Annotated in this window: 22 protein-coding genes; 12 read left to right on the top strand and 10 right to left on the bottom strand. The window is 69.1% G+C overall.

Annotated elements, in window-relative coordinates; genetic code table 11:
* Nucleotides 1–119 precede the first annotated feature (119 nt).
* Together PIGHUM_RS13790 and PIGHUM_RS13785 are read left to right on the top strand one after the other, a co-directional pair.
* The gene (locus tag PIGHUM_RS13790) at nt 120–653 is read left to right on the top strand and encodes a hemerythrin domain-containing protein (protein WP_124080136.1); all 534 of its coding nucleotides are present in this window, start codon (nt 120–122) and stop codon (nt 651–653) included.
* Nucleotides 654–676: 23 nt separating this feature from the next.
* Nucleotides 677–2968, top strand: a complete 2292-nt coding sequence (locus tag PIGHUM_RS13785; protein WP_124080135.1) for a nitric-oxide reductase large subunit — start codon at nt 677–679, stop codon at nt 2966–2968.
* A 24-nt stretch (nt 2969–2992) separates the two neighbouring features.
* On the opposite strand, the gene PIGHUM_RS13780 is transcribed toward PIGHUM_RS13785, so the two are convergent.
* The 3 genes from PIGHUM_RS13780 to PIGHUM_RS13770 form a co-directional block, all read right to left on the bottom strand.
* Entirely contained in the window at nt 2993–3976 is a 984-nt protein-coding gene (locus PIGHUM_RS13780; RefSeq protein ID WP_124080134.1) for a Bug family tripartite tricarboxylate transporter substrate binding protein, read from the bottom strand.
* Nucleotides 3977–4148: 172 nt separating this feature from the next.
* A complete protein-coding gene (locus PIGHUM_RS13775; RefSeq protein WP_124080133.1) occupies nt 4149–5369 on the bottom strand; it encodes a 2-methylaconitate cis-trans isomerase PrpF family protein in 1221 nt (406 codons plus the stop codon).
* Nucleotides 5370–5382: 13 nt separating this feature from the next.
* Nucleotides 5383–6138, bottom strand: a complete 756-nt coding sequence (locus tag PIGHUM_RS13770; RefSeq protein ID WP_124080132.1) for an SDR family oxidoreductase — start codon at nt 6136–6138, stop codon at nt 5383–5385.
* A 90-nt stretch (nt 6139–6228) separates the two neighbouring features.
* Here PIGHUM_RS13770 and PIGHUM_RS13765 point away from each other — a divergent pair, with 90 nt between their 5' ends.
* A complete protein-coding gene (locus tag PIGHUM_RS13765; protein WP_124080131.1) occupies nt 6229–7110 on the top strand; it encodes a LysR family transcriptional regulator in 882 nt (293 codons plus the stop codon).
* A gap of 48 nt (nt 7111–7158) precedes the next feature.
* On the opposite strand, the gene pcaG is transcribed toward PIGHUM_RS13765, so the two are convergent.
* From pcaG to PIGHUM_RS13750, 3 genes are all read right to left on the bottom strand, one after another.
* A complete protein-coding gene (gene pcaG / locus PIGHUM_RS13760; RefSeq protein WP_124080130.1) occupies nt 7159–7800 on the bottom strand; it encodes a protocatechuate 3,4-dioxygenase subunit alpha in 642 nt (213 codons plus the stop codon).
* Nucleotides 7801–7816: 16 nt separating this feature from the next.
* Nucleotides 7817–8548, bottom strand: coding sequence for a protocatechuate 3,4-dioxygenase subunit beta (pcaH, locus tag PIGHUM_RS13755; protein WP_124080129.1), 732 nt, complete (start codon nt 8546–8548; stop codon nt 7817–7819).
* A 130-nt stretch (nt 8549–8678) separates the two neighbouring features.
* Entirely contained in the window at nt 8679–9626 is a 948-nt protein-coding gene (locus PIGHUM_RS13750) for a LysR substrate-binding domain-containing protein (RefSeq protein ID WP_160142259.1), read from the bottom strand.
* A 187-nt stretch (nt 9627–9813) separates the two neighbouring features.
* Between PIGHUM_RS13750 and PIGHUM_RS13745 the strand changes: the two genes are divergently transcribed.
* Nucleotides 9814–11007, top strand: coding sequence for a multidrug effflux MFS transporter (locus PIGHUM_RS13745; protein WP_124080127.1), 1194 nt, complete (start codon nt 9814–9816; stop codon nt 11005–11007).
* 64 nt (nt 11008–11071) lie between these two features.
* On the top strand, nt 11072–12433 hold the full coding sequence (locus PIGHUM_RS13740; RefSeq protein ID WP_124080126.1) for an MBL fold metallo-hydrolase: 1362 nt from the start codon (nt 11072–11074) through the stop codon (nt 12431–12433).
* 40 nt (nt 12434–12473) lie between these two features.
* On the opposite strand, the gene mdoH is transcribed toward PIGHUM_RS13740, so the two are convergent.
* From mdoH to ggt, 3 genes are all read right to left on the bottom strand, one after another.
* Nucleotides 12474–14771 (bottom strand): glucans biosynthesis glucosyltransferase MdoH, encoded by a 2298-nt coding sequence (mdoH, locus tag PIGHUM_RS13735; protein WP_246013180.1) that lies wholly within the window; start codon nt 14769–14771, stop codon nt 12474–12476.
* A 4-nt stretch (nt 14772–14775) separates the two neighbouring features.
* Nucleotides 14776–16320 carry a glucan biosynthesis protein G gene (locus PIGHUM_RS13730; protein WP_281279081.1) on the bottom strand — a complete coding sequence of 515 codons (1545 nt, stop codon included), beginning with the start codon at nt 16318–16320 and terminating at the stop codon, nt 14776–14778.
* A gap of 205 nt (nt 16321–16525) precedes the next feature.
* Complete coding sequence (gene ggt / locus PIGHUM_RS13725) at nt 16526–18325, bottom strand: gamma-glutamyltransferase (protein WP_124080124.1); 1800 nt, start codon at nt 18323–18325, stop codon at nt 16526–16528.
* Nucleotides 18326–18450: 125 nt separating this feature from the next.
* On the opposite strand from ggt, the gene PIGHUM_RS13720 reads away from it, so the two are divergent.
* Together PIGHUM_RS13720 and PIGHUM_RS13715 are read left to right on the top strand one after the other, a co-directional pair.
* Nucleotides 18451–18825, top strand: a complete 375-nt coding sequence (locus PIGHUM_RS13720; protein ID WP_124080123.1) for a hypothetical protein — start codon at nt 18451–18453, stop codon at nt 18823–18825.
* 183 nt (nt 18826–19008) lie between these two features.
* A complete protein-coding gene (locus PIGHUM_RS13715) occupies nt 19009–21114 on the top strand; it encodes a TonB-dependent receptor (RefSeq protein WP_246013178.1) in 2106 nt (701 codons plus the stop codon).
* Nucleotides 21115–21126: 12 nt separating this feature from the next.
* Here the strand turns inward: PIGHUM_RS13715 and fghA are convergent, their stop codons facing one another.
* On the bottom strand, nt 21127–21978 hold the full coding sequence (gene fghA / locus PIGHUM_RS13710) for an S-formylglutathione hydrolase (RefSeq protein WP_187697790.1): 852 nt from the start codon (nt 21976–21978) through the stop codon (nt 21127–21129).
* 298 nt (nt 21979–22276) lie between these two features.
* Between fghA and PIGHUM_RS13705 the strand changes: the two genes are divergently transcribed.
* The 5 genes from PIGHUM_RS13705 to PIGHUM_RS13685 all read left to right on the top strand — a co-directional run bounded on the left by PIGHUM_RS13705 (nt 22277) and on the right by PIGHUM_RS13685 (nt 26704).
* Entirely contained in the window at nt 22277–23863 is a 1587-nt protein-coding gene (locus PIGHUM_RS13705; protein ID WP_160142258.1) for a methyl-accepting chemotaxis protein, read from the top strand.
* Between the two features lie 197 nt (nt 23864–24060).
* Nucleotides 24061–25437 carry a D-alanyl-D-alanine carboxypeptidase/D-alanyl-D-alanine endopeptidase gene (dacB, locus tag PIGHUM_RS13700; RefSeq protein WP_246013176.1) on the top strand — a complete coding sequence of 459 codons (1377 nt, stop codon included), beginning with the start codon at nt 24061–24063 and terminating at the stop codon, nt 25435–25437.
* Between the two features lie 169 nt (nt 25438–25606).
* Nucleotides 25607–25918 (top strand): ElaB/YgaM/YqjD family protein, encoded by a 312-nt coding sequence (locus tag PIGHUM_RS13695; RefSeq protein ID WP_124080120.1) that lies wholly within the window; start codon nt 25607–25609, stop codon nt 25916–25918.
* A gap of 13 nt (nt 25919–25931) precedes the next feature.
* A complete protein-coding gene (locus PIGHUM_RS13690; RefSeq protein ID WP_246013175.1) occupies nt 25932–26336 on the top strand; it encodes a phage holin family protein in 405 nt (134 codons plus the stop codon).
* Nucleotides 26333–26704 (top strand): hypothetical protein, encoded by a 372-nt coding sequence (locus tag PIGHUM_RS13685; RefSeq protein WP_124080119.1) that lies wholly within the window; start codon nt 26333–26335, stop codon nt 26702–26704. Before PIGHUM_RS13690 ends, PIGHUM_RS13685 begins: the two co-directional genes overlap by 4 nt.
* Nucleotides 26705–26717: the final 13 nt, after the last annotated feature.

Raw genomic sequence — 26717 nt, 5'->3', positions numbered from 1 at the left:
GATAGTACCTCAAAACAATCGGGTCTGATTTACCCTTATCTCTCCAAGTCCTTGTTATTAAAGGGGAAAAAACCGGCACGGTTTTCGCTCGGAAGAAAACAGGATTCGAGGAGAAAACCATGAACGTGCTGGACCAATCCCCGCCCACGCCGCCTCGCGCCGTTCCCGGCGACGAAGACTGGCGCAACCGGCCGGCCTCCGACCTGATCGACCACATCCTGCGGCGCTATCACGAGCGCCATCGCCAGCAGCTGCCCGAGTTGATCGCTCTGGCGGCCAAGGTCGAACAGGTGCACGGCGAGCGGCCCGATTGTCCCGCGGGGCTCGCCGACCGGCTGCGGGCGATGCAGCAGGAACTGGAAAGCCACATGCGCAAAGAAGAACAGATACTGTTCCCCATGATCTCGCGCGGCCATGGCGCGATGGCCGCCGCTCCGATCGCCGTCATGCGGCTCGAGCACGATCAGCACCGCGAGGCGCTGCGCGAACTGGCCGCGCTGACCGGCGATGCCATCCCGCCCGCCGGGGCGTGCGCGACATGGCAGGCGCTGTACCGGGGGCTGCGCCTATTCCGGGACGATCTCATGGCGCACATCCACCTGGAAAACAATGTGTTGTTCGAAGCCGCGGCCGGCTGGCCGTCACGTCATTGAACGCATCCACGACGAGGTCATCGATGGGTCCTTACCGCAAACACTGGTTCATCCTGGTCGCCGTCCTGGCGGTCACTTTTTCGCTATTGGGGTATTTCGGCGCCGAAGTCTATCGCGAGGCGCCGCCCATTCCCGCGCAGGTTCAGGCCGCCGACGGCGAGGTGCTCTTCACGCACGACGACATCCTGGAAGGGCAGACCGCCTGGCAATCGGTCGGCGGCATGCAGCTCGGCTCCATCTGGGGGCACGGCGCCTACCAGGCGCCGGACTGGACGGCCGACTGGCTGCACCGGGAGGCCACGGCATGGCTCGATCTCGCGGCCCACGAGGCGTACGGCAGTCCTTATGCCGCGCTGGAGCCTGGGCAGCAGATGCAACTGCGCGCCGCGCTGCAGGCCGAGTACCGGAGCAACCGCCCGCAGCCGGACAGCGGCGCGCTGGTGGTCTCGGCGCGCCGGGCCGCCGCCATGGCCCGGACGGCGGACTACTACGCGCGGCTGTTCTCGGATGCGCCCGAACTGCGCACGACCCGCGAACATTTCGCGATGAAGGAGAACACGCTGCCCAGCGCCGAGCGGCGTACGCGCATGACGGAATTCTTCTTCTGGACGGCGTGGGCCGCGGCCACCGAGCGGCCCGGGCAGAAGGTGACCTACACCAACAACTGGCCGCACGAGCCGCTGGTCGGCAACGCTCCCAGCACCGAGAACATCGTCTGGTCCATCGCCAGCATCGTGGTCCTGCTGGCGGGGATAGGCTTCCTGGTCTGGGCCTGGTCCTTCCTGCGCCGGCACGACGAGGCGCCGCCCGCGTCCGGCGCGCAGGATCCGCTGACCGCGTTCGCGCTCACGCCGTCGCAGCGCGCGCTGGGCAAATACCTGTTCCTGATCGCGGCGCTGTTCGTGTTCCAGGTCTTCATCGGCGGCTTCACCGCGCACTACACGCTGGAAGGCCAGGGCTTCTACGGCATCGATGTGTCGCAGTGGTTTCCCTATTCGCTGGTGCGCACCTGGCACATCCAGGCCGCGCTGTTCTGGATCGCCACCGGCTTCCTGGCGGCGGGCCTGTTCCTGGCCCCGCTGATCAACGGCGGCAAGGATCCGCGCTACCAGCGCCTGGGCGTGGACGTGCTGTTCTGGGCGCTGGTCGTGGTGGTGGTCGGCTCGTTCGTGGGCAACTACTTCGCCATCGCCCAGGTCATGCCGCCTGAATGGAATTTCTGGCTGGGCCACCAGGGCTACGAGTACGTGGACCTGGGCCGGCTGTGGCAGATCGGCAAGTTTGCCGGCATCGCCTTCTGGCTGGTGCTGATGGCGCGCGCCATCTGGCCCGCGCTGACGACGCCGGGCAGCGACCGCAACCTGCTGGCGCTGCTGACCGCCTCGGTCGTGGCCATCGGCCTGTTCTACGGCGCGGGCCTGTTCTATGGCGAGCGCACCCACCTGTCTGTCATGGAATATTGGCGCTGGTGGGTCGTGCACCTGTGGGTGGAGGGCTTCTTCGAGGTCTTTGCGACGACGGCGCTGGCCTTCGTCTTCTCCACGCTGGGGCTGGTGTCGCGGCCGATGGCGACGACGGCCAGCCTGGCGTCGGCGTCGCTATTCCTGCTGGGCGGCGTGCCTGGCACTTTCCACCACCTGTACTTCTCCGGCACGACCACGCCGGTCATGGCCGTGGGCGCCAGTTTTTCCGCGCTGGAAGTGGTGCCGCTGATCGTGCTGGGCCACGAAGCCTGGGAGAACTGGCGCCTGCGCGCCCGCGCGCCGTGGATGGAGAACCTGCGCTGGCCGCTGATGTGCTTCGTCGCGGTGGCCTTCTGGAACATGCTGGGCGCGGGCGTGTTCGGCTTCATGATCAATCCGCCCATTTCGCTGTACTACGTGCAGGGGCTGAACACCACGCCGGTGCATGCGCACACCGCCCTGTTCGGCGTCTACGGCTTCCTGGCGCTGGGATTCGCGCTGCTGGTGCTGCGCTACGTGCGGCCGCACTACCGCCTGCACGACGGGCTGATGAAGACCGCATTCTGGTGGCTCAACGCGGGGCTGGCGCTGATGGTGTTCACCAGCCTGCTGCCGATCGGCATCATCCAGTTCCAGGCCAGCGTCGAGCACGGCCTCTGGTATGCGCGCAGCGAAGCCTTCATGCAGCAGCCCCTGCTGCAGACGCTCCGGTGGGTGCGCACCTTCGGCGACATCGTGTTCATCGTCGGCGCCGTGGCCGTGGCGCTGCAAATCGTGCTGGGCGTGGCGGATCGGCGGGGCGCCGCGGCGTTCGACGGCGCGTCCGGCCTGCCGGCCGATCAGAACGCGTAGCGCGCCATGCCGCCGTCGCCGCGTTCAGTTGACCTGGATGTTGGCGTCGGCGGCCACTTTCTTCCATTTCGCGGTTTCCGCCCGCATGTGGCGGGCGAGCTGGTCCGGCGTGCCGGGGGTGATTTCGAAACCCTGCTTGGACGCCTTCTCGAGCAGGTCGGGCGAACGGAGCGCCGCCGTGATGGCTTTGTTCAGCGTGGCGACCACATTGGCCGGCAGGCCTTTGGGGCCGAGCACGCCGTACCACTGGTCGGTATCGAAGCCGGGCAGGCCCGACTCCGCGATGGTGGGCAGCTCGGGCAGCAGCGTGGCGCGCTTGCTGCCCGTGACGCCCAGCATGCGCACCGAGCCGGCCTTGGCGTGCGGCAGGCCGGCGGGCAGGCTGGCGAAGGTCAGTTCGAGGTGTCCCGCGATCACGTCGTTCATGGCCGGGCCGGAGCCTTTGTAGGGGACGTGCACCATGGTCGTGCCGGCCATGTGATTGAACAGCTCGCCCGACATATGCGGCGCGCTGCCCGTGCCGGCCGACGCATAGCGCAGCTTGCCCGGCTGTTGCTTGGCGAGCGCGATGAGTTCCTGCACCGATTTGGCCGGCACCCCCGGGTTGACCACCAGCATGTTGGGCGCGAGCGCGACCAGGGCCACGGGCGTGAAGTCTTCCAGCGGGTCGTAGGGCAGCTTGGAGATGGCCGGGTTGATGCTGTGGGAGGCCGTATAGGCGAACACCAGCGTGTAGCCGTCGGGCGCGGCCTGGGCGACGTACTGGGCGCCGATGCTGCCGCCGGCTCCGCCCTTGTTCTCGATGACGATGGTCTGTCCCAATTCCTTGCTCAGGTGTTCCCCCAGCAGCCGCACCAGGAAATCGCCGCCGCCGCCCGGCGGCAGCGGCACGACCATGCGTATCGGCTTGTCGGGATACGCGTCGGCGCCGAGGGCGGGCGGGTTGAACAGGCACGAGGCGGCCGCGGCCGCCGCATAGGCCAGGGCCTTGCGCTTGCTTGCTTTCATGGTGTCTCCTCCAGCCGGTTTTTCCCGATCAGTTTTTCATGGCGCTGCGCATCACCCGCATCGCATGACAGTACGCCACCCGATCCAGGGCACAGCGGATCCGGCTTTGCCGGTCCGCCAGTGCCGCCCCCTGGGGGGGCGCGCGTCAGCGCGTAGGGGGGGGGCTCTCATCTCAGGACAATCGATTCATCGGTACGTAGACGATGCCTTCCATGATGCGGCGCGCGGTGCGGACCACCGCGGCGCGTTCCAGGATCGGCGCGGAACCGGCCTGGCCGACCCGCGCGTCGATGTCGAGAATGCCCATCGGGTGCCCGATGCGCAGGCGGCCGCCGCGCCTGCCGGGCGGGCGCGCAACCTCGTTCACCAGCGTGCCGTCGATGAGCGCGGCCGCGCCGGTGCAGACGGCCACGGTGCCGGCATAGGCCGCATGCGGCGTGCCCATGCTCATGCCGCGGCCCAGCAGGTCGTAGTCGCTGGCGGCTACGGAGCGGCCGTTGGCGTCCACGTAGTCGTACGGCGCATCGACCATGTAGAGCTTGGGAATGGTGGGCGTCACGTCCGCCGCGCGCTGGCCCGGCTCGATCATGCCCAGGCGCAGGGCGGCGGCGTCGCGTACGGCTTCGATGCGCGCCAGCGCATCGGCATCGAATCGCTGGGTGGGGAATTCCGGCGCGCGAAAGCCCAGGTCCGAGGGACGCACGAAAGCCGTCACGTTGCCGGCGTCGACGATGGACACTTCGATTTCGCCCGTGGCCGTCGACAGGCATTCGCGGACCCGGCCGGTGGGCAGCAGCCCGCGTCCCAGCGTGCCGCCCACGTCGGCCCAGTCCAGCACGATGGGGGCGCCGCTGCCGGGCACGCCGGCGACGCGGGCGTCTCCCTGCACGGGGCAGATGCCGTCGGCCACCGGGACTTCGGCCACCAGCAGCGCGCGCGAATTGGTCAGGTGGATGCGTACCGCCGTAACCGGGCCGGCGGCGGGCACGAGCCCCTCTTCGATCGCGAAGGGGCCGATGCCGGACGAGATGTTGCCGCAGTTGCCCTTGAAGTCGACCCGCGCCTCGTCGATGCGCACCTGGCCGAAGGTGTAGTCCACGTCGGCGTCAGGCCGGGTGGGCGGGCCGATGATCGCGACCTTGCTGGTGAGCGAGGTCGCGCCGCCCAGTCCGTCTATCTGGCGGAAGTCCGGGCTGCCATAGATGGCGAGGATCAGCTTCTCGCGCAACCCGGGGTCGGCGGGCAGATCTTCTTCGCGCAGGAAGGCGCCCCGGCTGGTGCCGGCGCGCATGAACACGCAGGGAATGCCGATCTGGTCGCCGCGGCGGCGGATGCGCTTCCACCATGCGGCGTCGGCGTGGCCGGATGCCTGGTTCGCGCTGTGGCTGGACATGGCTGCCTCGGTCTCAGAACGCGAAGCGCGACATGCCGCCGTCGACGGGGATGACGGTGCCGGTGACGTAGGAGGCGCGCTGCGAGCAGAGGAACACCGCCAGGTTGGCCAGTTCCTCGGCCTCGCCGAAGCGTCCGGCGGGAATCTCCTGGCGGGCGAATTCCAGTTCGCTTTCCTCGGTGGGGTAGCGCAGCTTCATCTGCTCGCTGCGAATGCGCCCCGGCTGCAGGCAGTTGACCGTAACGTTGTCGGCCGCGACCAGGCGCGACAGACCTTTGGCCCAGACGTGCACGGCGGCTTTCGCGCTGAAGGCGGCGTTCAGTATCTTGGGCTCGGACGTGCCGGTGATATTGACCACCCGGCCCCAGCGCTGCTTGCGCATGCCCGGGACGAGGGCCTGGGTCAGTTCGCGCAGGCGGAAGAAATTGAGCGTCATTCCTTCCATCCAGAGATCGGGCCCGGCGTCGAAGTCCAGCGGCCGGCTGCCGCCGCCCGCGTTGACCACGATGTCGACGTGGCCGAAGGCCGCCTGGGCCGATTGCACGATATGGTCGACCGCGGATTCCTGGTAGAGATCGGCCTCGATGATGTGGGGCGCGGGGCCGCCCGCGGCTTCGATGCCGGCGGCGATTTCTTCCAGCAGCGGCCGGCGGCGCGCCACCAGGGCGACGCGCACGCCTTGGGCGGCCAGGCCGATGGCCGTGGCCTTGCCTATGCCCTGGCTGGCGCCGGTAACGACCGCGGTGCGGTCGCGCAACTGCAGATCCATGCGTTCTCCTTGCTCGTCGTGTAGGGATAGTAGTCAGCGATGCCGAGCTTTTGCATAATCCCATGAATATGGATTCATATTTTCTGAGTTATGGAAGCCAAAACGCTCAGGCAACTGGTGGCGATCGACCGGGCCGGCAGCATCAGCGCCGCCGCCCTGGGGCTGGGCCTGGCGCAGCCCGCGCTCAGCCTGGCGCTGAGCCAGGCCGAAAAAATGCTGGGCATGCGCCTCTTCAAGCGCTCGCGGCGCGGCGTGGCCGCTACCGATGCGGGCAGGCTGTGGCTGGACGAGGCCGTCCAGGTGCTGGCTCAGGTGGAGGGGCTCGCCTCGCTGGGCCAGCGGCTGGCCGCCGGGCAGTCCGGCCGGGTCGTGGCGGGCTTCATCAGTTCGGCGCTGTACGAGGTCCTGCCCAGGACGCTTGCCGCATTCCGGGCCCGCTATCCGAATGTGTCCGTCGACCTGCGCGAGATTAACAGCACCGAGCAGTTGGCCGCGCTGCGCGAAGGGCAGATCGACGTCGGCTTCACCCGCTCTCCCATCTCCTCCACGCGGCTGGTGCGTGCGATGCTGGTGTCGAGCGAACCGCTGCTCGCGGTCGTGCCGGAGGATTTCGCCCGGGGCGAGGATGAGGTCACGCTCGAGGCCATCTCTCGCAGGGGCCTGATTCTCGCCCCCGAGACCGAGGGCGCCGTGCGCGCGCGCACTTTGTATGCGCTGCGGCGCGAGGGCATCGAGCCCTTGATCGTGCAAGAGGCGCATCGCGGCTTGACGATGCTTTCATGCGTCGCCGCGGGACTGGGCGTCGCGCTGATGCCGAGTTCGGCGCGGCGCGTGGCCTTCCAGGGCGTCCGGTATTGCCGCGTGACGCCCGCTACCCTGCCTACGCTGGATATCTCGGTGATTTGGCGGCCGCAGTCCAAGCCGATGATGGCGGACCGCTTCGTGGAGTGCGTACCGCGCATGGTGCGGTGAAGCAGGGCATCCATGGCCCGCGCCGGCGGGCCATGCGCGGCGATTTCCTCACACGTCGAAGAACACCGTTTCCTTGCCGCCGTCGGGCGTGTCCTGGATGCGGATGTCGAAGCGGTACACCGCCTTGCCGTCGCGCTCTTCGCGCTTGGCGATCAGCGTGTCGCGGCGCACTTCCCATTCGATGCCGTTGATGATCGGATCCTTGGCGTTGGCCTCGGCTTCGTCTTCGAAATACACGCGGGTGTGCAGGCCGATGTTGATGCCGCGGGCGAACAGCACCAGGCAGATGTGCGGGGCCTGCACGGTACCGGGCCGGGCGCCGGCGACGGGGCCCGGCTTGATGGTCTCGAAGCTGTAGAAGCCGGTGTCGAAGTCGGCGCCGGTGCGGCCCCAGCCGCGGAAGGCGGGGTCGATGGGCTTGTCCTGCGTGTCGGCCGGATGGGCGTACTTGCCGGCGGCGTTGGCCTGCCAGATCTCGATCAGCACGTCGCGCAGCACGGTGCCGCTGCCGTCGTACACCTGGCCTTCCAGGCGGACGCGCTCGCCCTCGGTCTCGGGCTTGACCAGGTCGGGGCCGAAGTTGTTCTCGAAGATGTCGAAGCCGGCCTGCTTGGGCGCCAGGCCGATGTGGACGTACGGGCCGCCGGTCTGCGAGGCGGTTTCGGGCAGGAAGGTGATTTGGGTGCTCATGGTCTGCGGTCCTCGATCAGTTTTCGAACCACGTGGCGGTGCGGCCGCGCACGGTGATGTCGAAGCGGTAGCAGCGGCTGTCCAGCGCGATGAAGTTGCCGATGTCCTGCATCGCGATCAGGCCGCGGACCTGCTCTTCGCTGCTGATGGTCTTGAGGATGGGACAGTGCGGGATGAGCGGATCGCCTTCGAAGTATTGCTGGGTGATCAGGCGCTGCGCCCAGCCGTCGGCCAGGATGGAGTAGTGGATGTGCGAGGGGCGCCAGTCGTTGATGCGGTTGCGCCACGGGTAGGGGCCGGGCTTGATGGTACGGAACATGTAGTAGCCGTTCTCGTCCGTCAGCATGCGTCCACAGCCGCCGAAGTTGGGGTCCAGGCTGCCGATGTAGGTGTCGTTCTTGTGGCGGTAGCGGCCGCTGGCGTTGGCCTGCCAGACCTCGATCAGGGCATTCTTGACCGGACGGCCGAACTGGTCGCGCAGGAAGCCGTGGATGATGACGCGTTCGCCGACGGGCAGGCCGTCCTTGGCGAAGTTGGTAATCAGGTCGTTGTCCTTGGGGCCCAGTTCGTCGGGACGGAAGATGGGCGAAGTGCTCTCGGACAGCGTGCCGACGTTGGAGATCAGGGCCCGGCGCGGCGAGCGCAGCACGCTGGTCTTGTAGCCGGGGGTATGGGCGGGCGGGTGCGCATCGCTGTCGCGCTGCACGAAAACGCCGGCGGCCGAGGGAGGCAGGATGGGAGTGCTCATGTCTCTACACCGTGTTATGGGGGATGGTTTGCAGGGCCAACTGTAGTCAGCGCCAGGATTGGGGACAAGTGAAGAATGTGCCGTCAAGATATTACGCCAAGGAATATCTTGACCGAAAAGAGCTGGCGGCTCAGGCCGGGTCCCAGGCCAGCCGGTCGCAATCGGCGCGCCAGCGCGCGGCGACCCCGCGCACCGTGTCCGCCAGCTCGCCCGCCAGCGGCCGGGGTCCGGCGGGCTGAGCCTGGGTGAACAGGCCGATGGCCTCGGTGGCGGCCCCCGGCACGCGCCGCGCGGCCAGCGTGCCCTGCTCCAGGTCGGTCTTGACCGTCCCCAGCGAGGCGAACCACAGGGCGTCGCTGTGCAGGGTCAGGTTGCGGGCCAGCGGCACGGCCAGGGTTTCCAGCCTGTCATGGCTGGCGCCGGGCCGCAATTGCGCGAGGAAGCTGTCGGCGGCCAGGTAGATGCTGGTGCCCGGCAGCGGCAGGATGACGGGGTGGCGGGGCGCCTGCCAGGCCTGCCAGTCGGCGCGCGCCAGCGGATGGCCGGGCCGCGTTGCGACCACCAGCGGTTCGCTCCACAGCGGCTCGAAGCGCAGTTCCAGCATGTGGTCGGGCTCGGCCAGGCGGCCGACCACGGCGTCGAGTTCGCCCTGGCGCAGGCGGGCCAGCAGCTCCGGGTTCAAGCCGGTTTCCAGCCGCACCGTGCCGTGCCGTCCCCGGCCGCGCCAGCTCTGCAGGATCGCTTGCGGCAGGTCCACTGCGAGCGAGGGCAGCACGCCGAGCCGGACGGCGTCGCCCTCGGGGTCGCGCGCCTCGCCCAGCGCCATCTCCAGGGCCTGCACGCCCTGGCGCGCGTGCTGCACGAAGGCCATGCCGGCGGGCGTCAGGGCCACGCCGTGGCGCTGGCGCACCACCAGCGGCTTGCCGACGATTTCCTCCAGCTCCTTGATGATCTTGCTGACCGCCGGCTGGGTGATGGCGAGGAACTCCGCGGCCGCGCGCATATTGCCGTGCTGCGCGGTGGCGAGCAGGCAGCGGATGTGCTGCAGGCGGATGCGGTTGAGCTGCGGCGAGGTCATGCGGAGCGGGCCGGCGGACAAAGCCGTGATGGTACGGCCTGCGCGCCGGGGCCGCCAGGGAGGAGGCCCCGGCGCGCCGTGTCGGGAAGAACCGCCATGGCGGTTTGGTCCGATATCCGAGGGTTTTCCCTTACTTTCCCGCCGGGAAACGGGTAAAATGGCAGGTTTTCCCTGTTTGGCGTCCTCCATGCCCACTCTTGCCCTGACTGTCGTGCTGGCGCTGCTGACCATGGTCGGGCCGCTGGGCATCGATGCCTACCTGCCCTCGTTCCATGCCATCGGCGCATCGCTGCAGGCCTCGCCGCTGGCGGTCCAGCAGACCCTGAGTTTCTACATGGCCGGCATGAGCGTCATGATGCTGTTCTACGGCACGTTGTCCGATTCGCTCGGCCGCCGGCCCGTGATGCTGGTCTCGCTGCTGCTGTTCACGCTTACTTCGGCGCTGGCGGCGCTCGCCACCAGCATCGAGATGCTGATCGCCGTGCGCGTGCTGCAAGGCCTGTGCGGCGGGGCCGGCATGGTCATCGCCCGCGCCATGGTGCAGGACCGCTTCCGCGGCAGCGAGGCGCAGCGCATGATGGCGATGATCACCATGGTGTTCGGCGTGGCGCCGGCGCTCGCGCCCGTCATCGGCGGATGGCTGCAGGCCGCGCTGGGATGGCGCTCGGTGTTCTGGTTCCTGGCCTTGTTCGGCGCGGCATTGTGGGCAGTGAGCCGGAAAGTGCTCGGCGAAACCCTGCCGGCGGAGCAGCGTACGCCATTCCGGCTTAGGCCGATCGCGGCCAACTACCTGCGCGCGGCGCGCAGCCGCCGCTTCATGCTCATGGCCGGCGGCGTGGCCATGGTGTTTTCCGGGCTGCCGCTGTATGTCGGATCCGCCTCGGCCTACGTCATGACCATCCTCGGCAAGCCCGAGACCGCTTTCGGCTGGCTGTTCATCCCCATGGTGGGGGGAATGATGCTGGGGTCGGCGGTGGCCAGCCGGCTGGCCCATCGCGTCCCGGCCGAGCGGATGATACGGGTGGGCTTTTGCGTGATGGGCGCGGGCGTGCTGATCAGCGCCTGTTATACGAGCCTGTTCGCGGTCCGCGTGCCGTACGCGGTGCTGCCGTTCATGCTCTATACCTTCGGCCTGTCGCTGGCGTCGCCGGGCATGACCGTCATCGTCCTGAGCGTGTTTCCGCAGATGCGCGGGCTGGCCGCGTCCATGCAGGGTTTCATTCAGATGATGCTGTTCGCCCTGATCTCCGGACTGCTTGCGCCCCTGGTGTTCGGTACGGCCCAGGGCCTGGCCTGGACCCACCTCGCCGGGCTGGCGATAGGGATGGCGTTGTGGAAGACCGGCGAGAAGAGCCCGCCTCCCATCCCCCGGCGCGGGTAGGGTGCCCGCGCGGCGGCGCTCGTCCGTGGCAAGATGTGCGCTCGAGCTAGCCTGCGGGAGCGGTATGAAACTGAGCTTTCTGGGGGCGGCCGGCACGGTGACCGGCTCCCGCTATCTGTTGGAGCACGGCGGCCGCAAAGTGCTGGTCGATTGCGGCCTGTTCCAGGGCGAAAAACCCTTGCGCGAACGGAACTGGGCGCCGTTCCCCTTCGATGCCCAGGCGATCGACGCGGTGGTGCTCACCCATGCCCACCTGGATCACTCGGGCGCCTTGCCGTTGCTGATGCGGCGCGGCTTTCGCGGCCCCATCTATGCCACGCCGGCCACCATCGAGCTGTGCGGCCTGCTGCTGCCCGACAGCGGCCACCTGCAGGAAGAGGACGCAGCCTTCGCCAATCGCCACCGCACCTCCAGGCACCACCCCGCGCTGCCGCTCTATACCGAGGAAAACGCGCGCCACGTGCTGCGCTACCTCCAGCCGCTGGACTACGAGCGTGAGCAGGAGATCGTGCCGGGCATGCGGGTCGCGCTGCGCTATGCCGGCCACATCCTGGGCGCGGCCTCGGCGCGGATCGAGACGGACGCCGCCAGCGTGCTGTTCTCGGGCGACCTGGGCCGGTCCGACGACGCCATCATGTATCCGCCCAGCGCCATGCCCGCCGCCGATTATCTGGTGATGGAGTCCACCTATGGCGATCGCCGGCACGGCGCGGACGACCAGGAGGCATTGCTGGCCGAGGTGGTCAAGCGCACGGTGGGCCGGGGCGGCAAGGTGCTGATCCCGTCGTTCGCGGTCGGCCGCGCCCAGGCGCTGCTGTTGGCGATCTCCCGGCTCAAGGCGCGCGCGGCGATTCCCGACGTGCCGGTATTCCTGGACAGCCCGATGGCGATCGACATGACCGGCATCTACGCGGCCCACCATGCCGAGCATCGCCTGTCGGCGCAGCAGGCGCGGATCATGGCGCAATCCGCGACCATGGTGCGCACCAGCGACCAGTCGCGCGAGGTGACGCAGATGCGTTTTCCTTCGATCATCGTTTCGGCCAGCGGCATGGCCACCGGCGGGCGCGTGCTCCACCACCTGCGCGCCATGCTGCCGGATCGGCGCAACACCGTGGTGCTGGCCGGCCACCAGGCGCGCGGCACGCGCGGCGCCCGGCTGGCGGCCGGCGAGCCGACCCTGCGCATATTCGCCCAGGACGTGCCCGTGGTTGCGGAGGTGGTGGCGCTCAAAGGCATGTCGGCGCATGCGGACGCGGAGCAGTTGCTGGCCTGGCTGCGCACCGCGCCGGCCGCGCCGCGCCAGGTTTTCTTGACGCATGGAGAGTCCGGTCCGGCCGGTGTGCTGGCCGGGCGCATCGAGCGTGAACTGGGTTGGCGGGCGCAGGTCGCGAGCGACGGGCAGCAGGTCGACCTGCCTGCCTGAATCGAGGGCCGGCGCGGCGGCTGCGCCGCGCCGGAGGCGCTCAGTGCCCGGAGGCTTCGGAGGCTTGCAGCGCCCGGTGCAGCGCGCGCAGCGCGACCGGATCGTCCAGCAGCCGCACCCGGTGCTGGTCGTTCAGGCGCTCGGGGCGGGCGTCGAGCGCATTGCGCACGCGCGCCTGCCGGGCCGATTCGATCATGGGATGGCCGGCCCGGTGCCGGGCCGTGCCGAAGCCATAGGCCAGCGCGTTGACCTCGGGGCGGTGCAGGGCATCCAGGAAGCCCGGTTGTTCCTGCGCCTGGTTGGCCTCGTTGTAGCGATCGGTATCGGCCAGCTCGCGCGGCGGCGAGGTTTCCTCGGGAATGCAGAACAGGCCGTCGTCGTAGGCGCCGCGGCCCAGGCCGACTCGGCTGGACAGCACGGACAGCGGGATGGCCAGCACCAGCGAGGCCAGGATGGGGATCATCCACCACAGGAAGTTGGGATTGAGCCAGGCCACCAGCAGGCCCCAGCAGATGCCCAGCAGGGTCTGCAGGCCGTGGCGCCGGAAGGCCTCGCCCCACGAGGTCTCGTTGTTGTCGCGCGCCGGCGATTTCCACTGCACTTTCAGGCCCAGGTAGGCGGCCACGACGAAACGCGTGTGGAACAGCATCCGTATCGGCGCCAGCAGCATCGAGAACAGCACTTCCAGCAGCATGGACGACAGCAGTTTGTACGCGCCGCCGTAGCCGCGCGCGCCCTTGGCCCATACCAGCAGCACGCTCAACACCTTGGGCAGGAACAGCAGCACCGCGGTGGTGGAGAACAGCGCGATGGCTTCTTCGGGGTGCCATTGCGGCCAGATCGGGAATAACTGGAAGGGCGTGACGAAATACTGCGGCGTGGTCAGCGTGTGCACCGCGAGCAGCGCGGTGGACAGCGCCAGGAACAGGAACCAGAGCGGCGCCGATAGGTAGGACATCACGCCGGTCAGGAACACGGCCCGGTGCACCGGGTGCAGGCCGTTGATCAGGAACAGCCGGAAATTCATCAGGTTGCCCTGGCACCAGCGCTGGTCGCGCTGCAGTTCGTCCAGCAGGTTGGGCGGCAGCTCTTCGTAGCTGCCCGGCAGGTCGTAGGCGATCCAGACGCCCCAGCCGGCGCGCCGCATCAGCGCTGCCTCGACGAAGTCGTGCGACAGAATGGCGCCCGAGAAGCCGCCTTTGCCGGGCAGCGGCGCCAGTGCGCAGTGCTGGATGAACGGTTCGAGCCGGATGATGGCGTTGTGGCCCCAGTAGTGGGATTCGCCCAGCTGCCAGAAATGCAGGCCGGCAGTGAACAGCGGACCATAGACGCGGGTGGCGAATTGCTGCACGCGCGCATAGAGGCTGTCCATGCCGGAGGCGCGCGGCGCGCTCTGGATGATGCCGGCCTCGGGGTTCGCGTCCATCAGCACGACCAGGCGCCTCAAGCATTCGCCGCTCATCACGCTGTCGGCGTCCAGCACCACCATGTAGTCGTACTGGCTGCCCCAGCGGCGGCAGAAATCGTCGATGTTGCCGCTCTTGCGCTTGACCCGCCGGCGCCGGCGCCGGTAGAAGATGCGGCCGAAGCCGCCGACCGCCTTGCAGACGTCCACCCACGCCTGTTGCTCCTGGACGCATTGGTCGGCCTTGTAGCTGTCGCTCAGGATGAAGAAGTCGAACTTGTCGAGGTCGCCCGTGCGCTCGACCGATTCGTAGGTGGCGCGCAGGCCCGCGAACACGCGTCCGACGTCCTCGTTGCAGATGGGCATGACGATGGCGGTGCGGCTGTGCGGCGAGATCGGCACGCCCTCGGCCACGGTGGCCGAGATGCTGTAGCGGTCGCGGCCTATCATCAGCTGCAGAAAGCCCATCAGCGCGGTCCAGAAGCCGGCCGAAACCCAGCAGAACAGCAGCGCGAACAGCAGCAGGATGGCGATTTCCAGCGCCTGGCCGCCTTGGTAGGGCAGCACCGCCTTCATGTACCAGGTGGCCACGGCCGTCTGCGCCAGCACGGCGATCAGCAGGATCATGCGGCGCGCCCGGCCCGCGCTTTTCCAGCGTGGTTCAGGGGGCTGCGTCAGCCCCTGCGCGCGGCTGCGGTGCATCTTGCTGCTGACGCGCTTCCAGCCGCGCATGAGGGGATTGGTGACCCAGGGTTCGGGCACCATGGAAGCGCGGCGGATGGGCGGCGCGGTCTCGATGCGCAGGCGCCCGTCGCCGTCGCGGCCGACCAGGCCGTGCTGTTCCAGTTCCGGGCCACAGGCCGTGCGCAGCGTCTGCGCCAGTTCTTCGGCCTGGCCGTGTTCGGGGGAAAGTTGGTCTAGCGCCGCGGACATGGCCTTATTCACCCGTCTCATAGCCCGGCAGCTGGTAGCTCCAGGTTTCGGATACGGGGTTCTGGCCATTGACCAGCGCGGCGCGCATTTCCACCGGCTTGGCCGGATCCTTGACCTTCAGCCGCAAGCTGACGCGCCAGCCGCCGGTGACGGGATTGCGGCGCAGGCTGTTCTCCAGCACGTCGGCGTTGCCGCTGGTGGAGAAATTCAGCGACACCGGCAGCGGCGGATCCTTGGGCTTGGCCGGGACCGGCGCGGAGAAGTCCACCATCAGCGCGATGCTGCCGTCCGGCCGCCGGATCTGGTCGGCGCCGCGGGTTTCGCCTGTCGAGCGCCGCGTCTGCAGCACGCGCGCCAGCTTCGCGTCGGCCAGCGCGGTTTCGTTGCGAGTCCATCGCAGCGTGTAGTTCAGGTCCAGCGCCGCGCCGGGCTTGGGCGGACTCTCCGGGACCCAGAACGCGGCGATGTTGTCGTTGGTCTCGTCGGAGGTGGGGAGTTCGAGCAGTTCCACGCGGCCCTTGCCCCAGTCGCCCTCGGGTTCGACCCACAGCGAGGGACGCAGGTCGTAGCGCTCGTCCAGGTCTTCATAGAGGCGGAAATCGCGCGAACGCTGCTGCAGCCCGAAACCGCGCGGATTCTCGACGGCGAACGAGCTGCTGGCGAGCCGGCGCGGATTGTTCAGTGGGCGCCACAGCCATTCGCCGTTGCCGGCCCGTATGCCCAGGCCGTCGGAATTGTGCAGTTCGGGACGGAAATTGGCGGCTGAAGAGGGCTGGGCCGAACCGTACAGGTACATGCTGGACATCGCGGCGATGCCCAGTTTGCCGACCGGCGCGCGCAGGTAGACGCGCGAACGCACCTGGACCGTGGTGTCTTCGTCGGGATTGATGGTGAAGCGATAGGCGCCGGTGGCGCGCGGCGAGTCGAGCAGCGCGTAGATGACGAGGTGCTTGTCGTTGTTGGCCGGACGGGCGATCCAGAATTCGCGGAAGCGCGGGAATTCTTCACCCGAGGCGACCGCCGTGTCGATGGCCAGGCCGCGCGCGGACACGCCGAAGACCTGGCCCTTGCCGGCCACGCGGAAGTAGCTCGCGCCCAGGAACGAGGCCAGCTCGCCGTCGCGCTTGTTGGCCCGGTCGCCGAAGGAATGGAACACGCGGAAACCCGCGAAGCCGAGGTTCTTGAGCTGCTTCAGGTCAGGCTTGCGTGTGCCGAAGTCGAAGTCGTCGGGGTCGTATTTGATCTCGCGCACGCCTTCTGCGTCGATCTCGTTGATTTTGATGGGCAGGTCGAAGGCCATGCCCTGGTGCAGGAAGGCGACCTGGAAGGTCGTGCGGCCGTCGGCCCAGAGCTGCCGGTCCGGCTTGATCCGTATCTGCTGGTAATCGGCGTACTTGAGTTCGCGCAACTCCTTGGGCAGTGCGCTGCTGGGCGCCTTGTATTTCTCGTTGGCCAGCGCCTTGGCGCGCCGGGTGACATCGAAGAAATCGAAAGCGCTCGCAGGCGCGGCGGCCAGCAGGCCGACCGTCAACGCCAGGGCGGACAGCAGGACGCGGGAGGCGCGCAGGCGCTTCCGGGAAACAAGGAGAGGGAAGTCAGTCACGGATCTATGGTCGTCCGGGTATGGCGAGAATTCTGGAACGGCGATTTTAGAGGCTATGGCCGTTCCGATGGGGATGCTTGCGTGTACAAGTACTACCGGATGTAGCGATTGCCGCGCTGCAGCGCCTGGAAACGGGATTCGCATCATGTGTTCACCGCCCTCGTGCCATGCCTTCGCGGCGCGGGTCGGCGCCGCCCCGCAGCATGCCGTTGCTCATCATTTCCACGCCGTGCAGGCCGCTGGGCGAGGACACGACCGCGGTGGCATGTCCCATGGCGCGCAGCGCGGGCTGCAGGGATTCGAGGACGGTGCCGCGCTCGAGTTCGGTCGGGCCGTTGCGGCTGCCGTAGCGCGGCAGGTCGATGGCGCTCTGGATGTCCAGGCCCCACGTGAGATTGGCGAGCACGGTCTGGGCCACGTAATTCGCGATCGCGACGCCGCCGGGCGCGCCCACCACCAGGCGCAGGGCCGGACCGGCGCCGTCGCGCCGCAGCACGATGGTGGGGGCCATGGTGCTGCGCGGACGCTTGCCCGGCTCGACCCGGTTGGCGGCAGGGCGGCCGCGCGCGTCCCGCGGCGAGAGCGCGAAGTCCGTCAGTTCATTGTTGAGCAGGAAGCCGCCGACGAAGATCTTGCTGCCGAAGGCCTGCTCGATCGAGGCGGTCATCGCGACTGCGTTGCCCTCGGCATCGACGATGGACAAATGGGTGGTCGAGGGCAGGGCGGGCGTATCGTCTTCGCCGTGCCGCGACAGCGCGCCCGGCAGCGGCTCGCCGGGGTGGGCCCGGCCCATCGCGCGGTCGGGGCGGATCAGCGCGGCGCGCCGGGCCACGTAGGCCGGCTCCAGCAACGCCTGCACCGGGACGTCGACGAAGTCGGGGTCGGCTACGTAGCGGTCGCGGTCGGCGTAAGCCAGCCGGCCGGCTTCGGAAAAATAGTGGACGGCTTCGGCCGACAGGGGAGCGTACCGGGCGAGCGGCGTAGCGTCGAGCAGGGCCAGCATCTGCGCGACCGCCAGGCCGCCCGAACTGGGCGGCGGCATGCCGCAGACCGTATAGGCGCGGTAGGGCCGGCACAGCGCCGGCCGCTCGCGCGCGGCGTAGCCTGCCAGGTCGGCCAGCGAGAGGTCGCCCGGCTGCGGATGGGCGCGGACCGCGTCCACCATGGCCTGCGCCGGCGCGCCATGGTAGAAGGCGTCGGCGCCGTGGCGGGCGATGTCCGCCAGCGTGCGGGCCAGCGCGGGGTTGCGCAGGATCTCGCCCTGGCGGCGCGCCGTGCCGTCGGCGTGGAAGAAATAGGCGCGCGCCGCCGGCTGGGCGGCCAGGCGCGCGTTGCCGTCCAGCAGCGCCGCGAGCCGCTGCGATACCGGGAAACCGTGCCGCGCGCGGGCGATCGCGTCGTCGAACAAGGTGCGCCATGGCTGCCTGCCATGACGGGCGTGGGCCAGCTCGAGCGCGCGCAGCATGCCTGGCACGCCCACCGATTTGCCGCTATCGACCGCCTGCGCGAATTCCATCGGCCGGCCGTCTTCCAGGAAACGGTCGGCGCCAGCGGCCGCGGGCGCGGTTTCGCGGCCGTCGAACGCGGAGACCGTGCCTGTGGCGGCGTCGTAATAAAGCAGGAACGCGCCGCCGCCCAGGCCCGAGGACTGCGGCTCGACCAGGCTCAGCATGGCTTGCGCGGCGATGGCGGCATCGATGGCGTGGCCGCCGCGGTCCAGGACGCGCCAGGCGGCGTCGGTCGCCAGCGGATGGGCGGTGACCGCCATGAAGCGGCGAGCCATCGCCGCCTGCTTGGGCGTGTAGGCCGTCTGGGCCTCGGGCGCGGTATCGGGAGCCTGCGCCGCGGCCCCGGCACAGGCCGCCAGGCCTGCGGCGAGCAGGCCGGCCAGCCGCAGGCGCGCGCGTATCGCGCGCCTGGCGGGAAAGGAGGAGAGGGGCGATGCGTGCATGGGCGGCGTGTTTACCGGAAGGCCACAACCTTACCATCCAGGTGCCCGCCTTCGGCAGGGGCGCGGCGGTGCGATGCGGGTTCAGCTTGCGTTCAGCGCGCGCATGCGATCCTGCGGGCATGGTCATGGTCTCGAGCAGAAAGCGCCGCCTCGGCGCTGGCTGGACCGGCGCGCGGTCCGTCCGCATGCTGGCGGCCTGGCTCGTCCTTGCTCTGTGCGTGGCGCAATGGGCCGGCGTGCTGCACGAGATCGAGCACGGCTGGTCCGAGTCGCCGGCCGGCCTCGCTGGCGGGCCGGCCAAGGCCTATGGCCATGCCGGCCATTCCTGCGTGCTCTACGCGGCAGCGGCATTGTCCGACGGCCCGCCCGCGCTGCCCATCGTCCTGGTTCCACCGCTTGCTTCGCATCTGCCGGCCGTCCTGGCCGAAGCGGGCGCGACGCCGCACCTGGCGGCGCCACGCCGCTTCCTGAGCCGAGCCCCGCCGCAGCTTCCCGCCTGATCGGAACGATGCCGGCAGGCCATAGGCCTGTCTTCGCACCTCTCCGGCCCCGGCCGGCGAGGCGTCCTTCCAACGATCCCCCTGCGCTTGGCATTCCCGACCCTGGCTCCATGGAGGCTGCTGCATAGCGGCCGGGAGCCGGCCATGCCGGCATGCGAAGCGCGAGGGGACGGGATTTCTTCCATGACAATACGTTCGATTCGGCGGCTCACGCCGCTTGCGGCCGCTTGGCCGATCCTGTTTTCCTCATCCTCCTTCGCTCAGGCCGCCGATACGCCGCCCGCCGCGCCCACCGTGCAGTTGCGCGGCATCGTGGTGACCGGCAATCCGCTCGGCAGCGACCTGATGGACCTGGTGCCGGCCGTCTCCAGCCTGGAAGGCGACGAACTCGCGGTGCGGCGCGGCAGCACGCTCGGCGACACCGTGGACGGGCTGCCCGGCGTGGCCAACGGCAGCTTCGGCCCGAATGTCGGCCGGCCCGTCATCCGCGGCCTGGACGGCGACCGCATCCGCATTCTGCAGAACGGCGGGATTTCGCTCGACGCCTCCGCGCTGTCATACGACCATGCGGTGCCTATCGATCCGCTGGTGGTGGACCGGGTGGAAGTGGTTCGCGGTCCGGCGGCGCTGCTGTATGGCGGCAATGCCATGGGCGGCGTGGTCAACGTCATCAACAACCGCATTCCCAAGGAGCCGGTGCGGGGCATGCACGGCGCGGTTGATGCGCGCGCAGGCGGCGCCGACGCCGAGCGCGGCGGCAGCGTCATGGTCGAGGGCGGCAATGGCGAGCTCGCCGTGCATGCCGATGCCTTCGACCGCGAGACCAGCGATCTGCACATTCCCGGCTACGCGCGCAGCGCCCGCCTGCGCGCCGCCGAGCCGCTCGACGCCGGCGAGACCGAGGCGCAGGGTCGCCTGCCCAACAGCAGCGCCCGCCAGTACGGCGGCGCCCTGGGCATCTCGCGCACCTGGGCGGACGGCTACCTGGGGGCGAGCTACAGCGGCTACCGCAGCAACTACGGCACCGTGGCCGAAGAGGACGTCCGCATCGACATGAAGCAGGATAACTTCGCGCTCGAGGGCGAGGCGCGCGGCCTGGGCCTGGCGGGCGGGCTGTTCCACACCGTGCGTGGCAAGCTCGGCTACAGCGACTACGAACACAAGGAGATCGAAGGCGGCGAGACCGGCACGGTGTTCCGCAATCGCGGCTGGGAAGGGCGTGTGGAAGCCCAGCATGGGCCGCTGGGCCTATGGACCGGCGTGCTCGGGGCGGAAGTCGGGCAGAAGCGTTTCTCCGCGCTGGGCGAAGAGGCGTTCGTTCCGTCCACGGACACCGACACCGCCGCCTTGTTCGTCTTCGAAGAGCGGCCCTTGAACGCCTCGGGCAGCCTGAAGCTGGACCTGGGGGCGCGCGCGGACCACAGCGCCATCTCGGCCAGCGCCGCGGGCAACAGCCGTTTCCGCGACGCCAGCCGCAGCTTCACCGCCGGCAGCGCATCGGCAGGGCTGCTGTACAAACTGGACGAGGCGCGCACGCTGACCGGCAATCTCGCCTATACCGAGCGCGCGCCCACTTTCTACGAGCTCTATGCCAACGGCCCCCACGTGGCCACCGGCGCGTACGAGCAGGGCGACCCCGACGCGGCCAAGGAAAAGGCGGTGTCGCTCGACATCGGCCTGAAAGTCCGGCGCGAGGCCTACCAGGGCAGCGTATCGGCCTACTACAGCCGCTTCAGCAACTATCTGGCCCTGGCCGCGACCGGCGCGGCGCGCGACGAGGACGGCAATGCGGTGGCGCCGGGAAGCGGCGACGCCCTGCCGGAGTACCGCTACCTGGGCGTGCCGGCCCGGCTGTACGGCCTGGAAGCGCAAGGCCGGGCCACGGTCGCGCGCGGCCTGCTGGCTTCCGCCGACAAGCTGGACGTGGCGCTGCGCGCGGATACGGTGCGCGGCAGCAACCGCGACACCGGCGAACCGCTGCCGAGGCTGGCGCCCTGGCGCGCCGGTTCGTCGCTGATCTACGGCAGCGGCCCGTGGGACGCGCGCCTGAACGTGGACTACGTGGCCAGGCAGTCGCGGGTGCCGGCCAACGACACGCCGACCGCCGGCTACGTGCTGCTGGGCGCTTCGCTGAGCTACCGTTTCCGCTGGAACGGACTGAGCAGCCTGGCCTACGTGCGCGCCGACAACCTCACCGACAAGGAGGCGCGCAGCGCCACCTCCATCCTGCGGGACATCGCGCCGCTGGGCGGGCGCAGCGTGAAGGTGGGGCTGCGGACGTCGTTCTGAACTCCGGGCCGTTCAGGCGCCCAGCGCTTTGGCATGGAAGGCCAGGTGGTCTTCCATGAAGGTGGAGATGAAGTAATAGCCGTGGTCGTAGCCCGCGTGGCGGCGCAGTTCCAGCGGCTGGCCGGCCTGCCGGCAGGCGTCTTCGAAGGCTTCGGGGCGCAGTTGTGCGTCGAGGAACTGGTCGGCCAGGCCCTGGTCGACCAGGATGCCGCCCGGGAAGGGCTGGCGCGCGCCGCGCATCAGCTCGGTGGCGTCGTACTGCTTCCATTGCTCGCGGTCGTTGCCCAGGTAGTTGCCGAAGGCCTTGTGGCCCCACGGGCAATCGCTCGGGTGGGCGATGGGGGCGAACGCCGAGACCGAACGGAACTTGCCGGGATTGCGCAGCGCCAGTACCAGCGCGCCGTGGCCGCCCATGGAGTGGCCGAAGACGCCGGCCCGGGCGCCATCGCCGGGCAGCTCGGCGGTCGCGATGCCGAACAGTTCCTCCACGATGTAGCTGTGCATGCGGTAGTGCCGGGCCCAGGGCTGCTCGGTGGCATCGAGGTAGAAGCCGGCGCCCGCGCCGAAGTCCCAGCTGTCGGTCTCGCCGGGCAGGTTGGCGCCGCGCGGACTGGTATCGGGAGCCACCAGCATGATGCCGTGCCGGGCGGCCAGGCGCTGGGCGCCAGCCTTGATCATGAAGGTCTCTTCGGTGCACGTCAGGCCCGCGAGATAGAACAGCACCGGCACGCGGCCGGCCCCGGCCTGCGGCGGCAGATAGACCGAGAAGCGCATGGGCAGGCCGATCTGCGCGGAATCGTGCTTGTAGAAGCGTTGCTGGCCGCCGAAGCAGGCATGCTGGCTGAGGAGTTCCAGGCTGGACATAGGGATCCTTCTTGCGTGGTTCCCCCGCATTCTAGTGCGCCGCTCCGGAAGGGGCGCCTTCTCTCGACGCGGTCCGGCGGCAAATACCCCTAAAGTTCCTAGGACTTCTGGCCGACAACGATGCATCGGACGAATTTCCTTCGGCGCTGCACGCTGTCGCAGCGCATGAAGCCAGCCGTGTCCCATCCCGGGCGCCGCGGATCCGGCTTTGCCGGTCCGCCAGCGCCGCCTCCTCTCGAGGGAGCCCGCGCAAGCGGATAGGGGGCGGGTCCGGATGGCCTACCTTTTTAAGAAGTCTATGCGCAAGAATCTGCCTGTCACGTCGGTCGAGCGGTTCGTCGAGAAAAGCCGCCCGATCGTCACCACCACCGACCTGAAAGGGCGCATCACCTACGCCAATCCGGCATTCGTCGAGGTCAGCGGTTTTGCCCGCGACGAACTCGTCGGGCAGCCGCACAACATCGTGCGCCATCCGGACATGCCGGTGGAAGCCTTTGCCGACCTCTGGCAGACGATCAAGCGCGGCCAGCCCTGGCGCGGCCTGGTCAAGAACCGCTGCAAGGACGGCGGCTTCTACTGGGTCGAGGCCTACGTCACGCCGCTGCACGAGAACGGCGCCCACGTCGGCTATATGTCGGTGCGCAACGCGCCCGACCGGACCGAGGTCGCCGCGACGGAGGCGCTCTATGCCGACATGGCGGCCGGCAAGGCGCGTTTTCCGGCCACGCACCGGCCGCACTGGTGGCATCGCCCCGGCCCCTGGAGCGCGGCGGGCGCCATCGCGACACTGCTGGTGGCGCTGGGCGGCTGGCTGCTGCCGCACTGGGGCTGGCTGGTGGCCCAGGCCGGCGTGATCGCCGCGCTGGCCGCGGTTTGGCGGGTCCGCATCGCCACGCCGCTGCAGCGCATCGGCAGCGCGCTGGCCGCCATCGGCGAAGGCCGGTTGTCCGAGCGGGTCGAAAGTCGGCACCAGTTCGATCTCGGCGGCCTGCCGATGCGGGTCGAATCCACCCGCATCCACATGCGTTCCACGCTCTGCGACGTGCTGCAGGTGGCGAATGCGGTCGATGGCAGCGCCAATCGCGTCAATGGCGAGATCATGGCCATACGCGGCGTGATCGACGAGCAGCGCGACCGCCTGACGCGCATCGCCGCGGCGGTCGAGCAGATGAGCGTAGCGATCCGCGAGGCTTCGCAGCATACGGGCACGGCGCTGTCGCTGTCCGAATCGGCGCTGAACGAGGTGGATACCGCCGAGGCCAAGATCGGCGATTCGGTGCGCGGCACCAACTCGGTGGCCGAGGCGGTGGGGCGCACCAATGCCCAGATCGGCTCGCTGCACGACCTGGTCTCGACCATTGCCGGCGTGACCCAGGCCATCAGCGAGATCGCCAACCAGACCCGCCTGCTGTCGCTCAACGCGGCCATCGAGGCCGCCCGCGCCGGCGAGAACGGCCGCGGCTTCGGTGTCGTTGCCGAAGAGGTCCGCACCCTGTCGGACCGCACGGCGGGCAGCACCGGCGACATCGGCCATGCGCTGGAAGCCATTACCCGCTTCGCCACCGAGACGTCGACGTCCATGCAGGAAGCGGTGACCTCGGTGCAGTACAGCGGCGAACAGATCCGCGAGAGCGCCGGCTTCTTCGAACGCGTGCGCCATTCTTCCTCGCTCGTGGTGGAGCGCGCGCGCGACATCTCCGGCATGCTGATGCAGCAGTCGTCGGCTTCCAAGGAAGTGGCCGAGAGTATGGAAGGCATCTCGAACGAGGTCGAGCGCACGTCGACCTCGGTTGCTTCGCTCGCGCAGGCGACCGAAGCGCTCAAGGGCACCGTAGGCGACATGCAGCATCTGCTGGTGCGCTACGAAACCTCGCTGTACCGCTGAGCCCGCCGGCGCGAACCGTTATGCTCTAGCCTCTGTTCAAAGCGTGCCGGCCGCGTCGTCTGCGGCCGATCGGGTATAGGGGATAGGCGTTGCAGCATCGTCGAGTGCAGGCTGGTCCGTTCGCGGATCGTTGCCGAAGCCGGATGGCCGGCGTGGGGAGGGCGGCGCGCGTCGTCCTGTTGTGGTGCCTGGTGTGCATGCCTGCCGCGTGGGCGCGCGCGCAGGCGCTGCCGCCCGACCTGGCGGCGGCCTGGGCTGCCACCGGCTTGCCGGAAAGCGCGCTTTCGCTGGTGGTCGAGCGCATGGACGGCACGCGGCTGCTTGCCGTCAACGCGGGGCAGCCGCGCAATCCCGCCTCGGTCATGAAGCTGGTCACCACTTTCGCCGCGCTCGACAGTCTGGGGCCGGCCTACGTGTGGCGCACGCAATTGCTGGTGGATCCGGGCACGACCATCGGCGCCGACGGTACGCTGTCCGGCCCGCTGTACCTGCGAGCCAGCGGCGATCCCCAATTCCGTCTGGAAGACCTGTGGCAGTTGCTGCGCGAACTGCGCGTGCGCGGCGTGCGCCGGATCCCGGAGCTGGTGGTGGACCGATCGGTGTTCGGGCCGGTGGCCATCGATCCCGGTGCCTTCGACGGGGATCCCTCGCGCCCTTATAACGCCAGTCCGGATGCCTGGATGGTCGGGTTCGGCGCGGTGCGTCTGCTGTTCACGCCCGATCCGCGCACCCGCCAGTGGCACGTCAGCCTCGACCCGCAACTGCCGGGCGTCAAGGTCGAAGGCGGGGTGAAATGGTCCGACCAGGCTTGTCCGGGCGCGCCCTCGGTCCAGACCGAACCCTTCCTGACCTCGTCCGGGGTGTCGCTGCGGCTGTCCGGCACCGTGGCCGGCGGCTGCGGCGAGTTCAGCCTGTATCGGCTGGCATTGTCCCAGCCTCGTCATGCGGAGGCGGTGTTCCGCGTGCTGTGGCAGGAAATGGGCGGCAGCATGCAGGGCCGCGTCCGCGAGGGCCGCGTGCCGGGCGACGCGGTACTGTTCGCCGTCCACGATTCGGCGCCGATGGCCGAGGTGGTGCGGCAGATCAACAAGCTGAGCAACAACGTGATGGCGCGCCTGCTGCTGCTGGCGCTGGGCGCCGGCTACGAGCCCGGGCCGGCCACCGTGGCCAGCGGCGGCCGCGCCGTGGACGACATCCTCGCGGCGCGCGGGCTGCGGTTTCCCGAATTGATGCTGGACAACGGCTCCGGGCTGTCGCGCAATGGCCGGATCTCGGCCGACAGCCTGGCGCGCCTGCTGGGCGCGGCGTGGCGCTCGCCGGTCATGCCGGAATTCGTGTCCTCGCTGGCGATCTCCGGGGTGGACGGCACCGTCCGGCGGCGCCTGCGCAATTCCGAGGCGGCGGGCATGGCCCACCTCAAGAGCGGTTCGCTGCGCGACGTCCGCGCGCTGGCCGGCTATGCGCTGGGCGCCAGCGGGCAGCGCTATACGGTGGTGAGCCTGGTCAACGACGAGAAGGCGCAGCAGGCCAATGGCTTTCACGACAAACTGGTGGCATGGCTGACGGCGCAATGATGCAAGTATGAGGTTGCAAGTGTTACCCGATCCTGCCCCGCTGGCTGCTCAGGCCCGGGCGGCGCGGGTTTCGGGCGGGAGCGCGCAGCTCTTGCAGGGTTCCGGTATGCGAAATCGGCTGCTATCATCGAACCGTCCAACCGCAATACAACACAGGGAGCGCAAGACCATGACAACCAATAACGCCGGCAAAGAAAAACTCCTCTCCGACGTCAAGGTCGTGCTGAGCGACGCCGAAGACCTTTTCAAACAGGCGGCCTCGAGCACGGGCGATCGCGCCGTCGAACTGCGCGAGCGCGCCATGACGTCCCTCAAGCGCGCCCGCGAAAAGCTGGTCGACGTGCAGGAGTCGATGTTCGAGCGCGGCAAGGCTGCCGCCCGCGCCACCGACGATTTCGTGCACGACAGCCCGTGGCGCGCCATCGGCATCGGCGCTGCGATCGGCTTCCTGGCCGGTCTGCTCGTCAACGGCCGCCGCTGATCGGGGCGGCGCGGTGTCCGAGTCTCCGCATCTGCTGCGTTCGCTCCGGGCGCTGGCTGCCACGTCGGTCGGCATCCTGCGTACCCGGCTCGAACTGGTCGCCATCGAACTGGCCGAGGAAAAATCCCGCCTGATGGGCATGCTGCTGGTGGCGCTCGCCGCGCTGCTGTGCCTGACCCTGGGCCTGATGATGTTCTCGCTGCTGGTGGTAGTGGTGTTCTGGGATACCGAATATCGCCATTTGGCGATTGCGCTGGTGGGCGCGGCCTACCTGCTGGTCGGTCTCGTCATGCTGCTGATGGTGCGGCGCCAGGCTTTCGGGGCGCCCATCGCGTTCGAGGAAACCTTGGCTGAACTGCAGCGCGACCGCGACATGCTGGCGGCGGTTGCCGACGCCGAATCCCGGAGCCGCCCATGAGCCGCCACCGCCATGTCGACATGCAGGCCCGCAAGGAACTGCTGCTGGCGCGCTCGACGATCGAGCGGCTGGAGTTCGCCAGCCATTTGCACCAGGTCCAGGCCGCGGCTTCGCCCGGCCGGCTCCTGAAGACGGTCTGGCCAAAGCTGGCCTCCAGCGGCGGCGTGGGCAGCGCGATGCAGGCGTGGCGCATCCTGCGCCGCTATCCCTTCGTCTCGTCGGCGGCATCCATGCTGCTGACCCGCATCCGTCCGCGCGGCATCTGGCGTGTCGCCAAGCTGGGCGGGGCCGCCCTGGCGGCCTACCAGGGCTACAAGCTCTGGAGCGCCATCAAACAAGACCGAGGTTCGCGGGCCGACCCTCGCTGAGCGGCCCATTGCG

Origin of the sequence: Pigmentiphaga humi (assembly GCF_900606115.1) — a bacterium.
Taxonomy (GTDB): domain Bacteria; phylum Pseudomonadota; class Gammaproteobacteria; order Burkholderiales; family Burkholderiaceae_B; genus Pigmentiphaga; species Pigmentiphaga humi.
The sequence above is the reverse complement of the archived record's forward strand: the minus strand, read 5'-3'. Positions and strand labels throughout refer to the sequence as shown.